The sequence below is a fragment of the uncultured Novosphingobium sp. genome (assembly GCF_964277725.1).
Lineage (GTDB): Bacteria > Pseudomonadota > Alphaproteobacteria > Sphingomonadales > Sphingomonadaceae > Novosphingobium > Novosphingobium fluoreni.
The window spans coordinates 1-2,901 of sequence record NZ_CAXYKL010000298.1; the positions used below are offsets into that span (position 1 = coordinate 1).

4 protein-coding genes are annotated in these 2,901 nt (G+C 61.5%); 2 read left to right on the forward strand and 2 right to left on the reverse strand.

Annotated elements, in window-relative coordinates; all coding sequences use genetic code 11:
- Together ACHWRX_RS16530 and ACHWRX_RS16535 are read left to right on the forward strand one after the other, a co-directional pair.
- The coding region (locus ACHWRX_RS16530) for a dienelactone hydrolase family protein (protein WP_394660026.1) at positions 1-191 on the forward strand (191 nt) is incomplete at its 5' end.
- Positions 192-206: 15 nt separating this feature from the next.
- Positions 207-1,175, forward strand: a complete 969-nt coding sequence (locus ACHWRX_RS16535; protein WP_394660027.1) for a quinone oxidoreductase family protein — start codon at positions 207-209, stop codon at positions 1,173-1,175.
- Between the two features lie 41 nt (positions 1,176-1,216).
- Here ACHWRX_RS16535 and ACHWRX_RS16540 read toward each other — a convergent pair whose 3' ends face one another.
- Both ACHWRX_RS16540 and rho read right to left on the reverse strand, forming a co-directional pair.
- Positions 1,217-1,942, reverse strand: coding sequence for a TerC family protein (locus ACHWRX_RS16540; RefSeq protein WP_058735744.1), 726 nt, complete (start codon positions 1,940-1,942; stop codon positions 1,217-1,219).
- A 24-nt stretch (positions 1,943-1,966) separates the two neighbouring features.
- The coding region (gene rho, locus ACHWRX_RS16545; RefSeq protein WP_394660028.1) for a transcription termination factor Rho at positions 1,967-2,901 on the reverse strand (935 nt) is incomplete at its 5' end.

The following is a 2,901-nucleotide window of genomic DNA, read 5'->3' on the forward strand; positions in this document are numbered from 1 at the left end:
ATCACTTCGTGGGACCCGATGCGCAGAAGGCCATCCATGCGGGGTTGGACGATCATCCCAAGGTGACTTTGCATGACTACGAAGGGCTGGATCACGGGTTTGCGGCCGAAATCGGTTCGCGCCGGGACGAGGCCGGCGCGACGCTCGCCGATGAGCGGACCCAGGCATTCTTTGCCGAGCACCTGGGCTGAGGCGGGAGCAGACGAATGGTCGACGGTTATCGCCTGATCGTGCGCCAACATGGCGGGCCGGAGGCCATCGTTTGCGAGCCCTGCTCCTTCGATCAACCTGGCCCTGGCGAGTTGCTGATCGAGACAGAGGCGGTGGGCCTGAACTTCATCGATATATATTATCGCAGCGGCCTTTATCCGGGGCCTCTGCCGATCGCACTTGGTTCTGAGAGTGCCGGCACGGTGTTGAGCGTTGGCGCTGACGTCACGTCTCACACCGTGGGAGATCGCATCGGATGTGTTCAAGGCGACGGCGCCTATGCATCGCACCGGATCGTCAAAGCGTCGCAAGCCGTGAAGCTGCCGGTGGACATCAGCAGAGAGATCGCCGCGGCGACCATGCTCAAGGGGTTCACAAGCTCTTATCTGGCGGAAGATATCATCGATCTCAAAGCCGGTGATCTGGCGCTGGTGCACTCTGCAGCGGGTGGAGTGGGTTCGTTGCTTGTGCCATGGCTGCGCCACAAAGGCGTGATGGTCATCGCCCATGCCGGAACGCCGGAGAAATTAGCCGACGTCGATGCGGACATCGCGCTCAGTTGTCCCTTCGACGAGCTTTCTGGGGCTGTCCTGAGAGCCACGAACGGTCGCAAGGTGGATGTGGTCTACGACGGGGTCGGCAAGGCCTCCTGGGATGCCTCCCTGGCCTGCTTGCGGAGGCGAGGATTGATGGTGAGCTACGGCAATGCGTCAGGTGCGGTTCCGCCCGTCTTGCTAACCGATCTGATGCGGGCCGGTTCTCTCATGGTGATCCGGCCGACGATGGCGGATTACATCAATACCCCTGAAACGCTGGCGCTAACCGCATCGCGATTGTTCGACAGGATCGCGAATGGGATCGTGCGGCCAACTATCGGGCAAAAGTTTGCGCTCAAGGACGCTGCCGAAGCCCACCGGGCGCTGGAAGCCCGGCAAACCACGGGATCGACCGTCCTGATACCCTAAGGGATGAACAACGCCGCCGGGCAATCCCGGCGGCGCTGGAATTAGAATAGGGTGGTGATGCCCAATTGCGGGTCCACCCAGCCTTCGTAGATCATCTTGCCGGCGACATAGACGATCACAATCAGACCTACCCAGGCAATCCAACGGAAGCGCTCGATATAGCGCGCGATGATGTTGGCCGCGAGACCCATCAGCGCGACCGCGAAGATCAGCCCCACGATCAGGATACCGGGGTGTTCGCGCGCGGCACCGGCCACGCCCAGGACGTTGTCGATGCTCATCGACACGTCCGCCACCGCTACCGAAATCGCTGCTGCAGCAAAGCTCTTGGCGGGCCGAACGCCGGCGTTTTCATCACCCTCGATTTCAGGCGACCCGGTCGAATGCCCCACGGCCTGGGTACCGTGAATTTCGCGGTACATCTTCCACGCCACCCAAAGCAGGAGCAGACCACCGGCGAAGACCAGGCCGACGATGCCGAGCAGCCAGGTGACGATCAGCGCGAAACCGATCCGCAAAACCAGTGCAGCCAGCACGCCGATCAGGATGACCTTGCGGCGCTGATCAGCCGGAAGACCTGCCGCCAGCGCGCCGACCACGATCGCATTGTCGCCTGCCAGCACCAGATCGATCATCAGCACCTGCACGAACGCCGCAAAGGCGGACGGCGTGCCGATGTTCGAGAAATCGTCGACGATATGTTGCCATATCTCGGCGGGGCCACCGATCGAGGGAGCCGCGGCGGAGGCGGTCTCCGCCAGCGTCATCAGCAGGTTCAAGAAAAGCCCCTCTTACTGGTTCATCGTCGCGAAGAAGTCCTCGTTGGTCTTCGAGTCCTTCATCTTGTCGAGCAAAAACTCCATCGCGTCGACGGTTCCCATCTGCATGAGAATCCGGCGAAGGACCCACATCTTGCTGAGCTGATCCTTGGGAACCAGCAGCTCTTCCTTGCGCGTGCCGGACTTGCCGACGTCCAGCGCGGGGAAGATCCGCTTGTCGGACACCTTGCGGTCCAGCACGATTTCAGAGTTACCGGTGCCCTTGAACTCTTCGAAGATGACCTCGTCCATGCGGCTGCCCGTATCGATCAGCGCCGTGGCGATGATAGAAAGCGAACCGCCCTCTTCGATGTTACGCGCCGCGCCGAAGAAGCGCTTGGGGCGCTGCAGGGCGTTGGCGTCCACGCCGCCGGTGAGCACCTTGCCCGAGCTGGGCACGACGGTGTTGTAGGCGCGGCCCAAGCGCGTGATCGAGTCCAGCAGGATCACCACGTCGCGCTTGTGTTCGACCAGGCGCTTGGCCTTTTCGATCACCATTTCAGCGACTTGAACGTGGCGCTGCGCGGGCTCGTCGAAGGTGGAGGAGATGACCTCGCCCTTCACCGAACGCTGCATATCGGTGACTTCCTCGGGCCGTTCGTCGACCAGCAGGACAAGCAGGAAAACCTCAGGGTGATTGTCGGTGATGGCCTTGGCCATGTTCTGTAGTAGCACGGTCTTACCGGTACGCGGCGGCGCCACGATCAACGCGCGCTGGCCCTTACCCTGGGGGCTGATCAGATCGATCACCCGGGCGGACTTGTCCTTGACCGTGGGGTCAAGGCTGTCGAGGTTCAGGCGCTCGTCGGGATAGAGCGGCGTCAGGTTGTCGAAGTTGACACGGTGGCGAACCACGTCAGGATCATCGAAATTGACTTTGGTGAGCTTGGTGATGGCGAAGTAACGCT

Bases quoted from the DNA above. Each gene is read 5' to 3' on its own strand.
- ACHWRX_RS16540 (WP_058735744.1), bottom strand. From the start codon at position 1,942: ATGACGCTGGCGGAGACCGCCTCCGCCGCGGCTCCCTCGATCGGTGGC.
- ACHWRX_RS16535 (WP_394660027.1), top strand. From the start codon at position 207: ATGGTCGACGGTTATCGCCTGATCGTGCGCCAACATGGCGGGCCGGAG.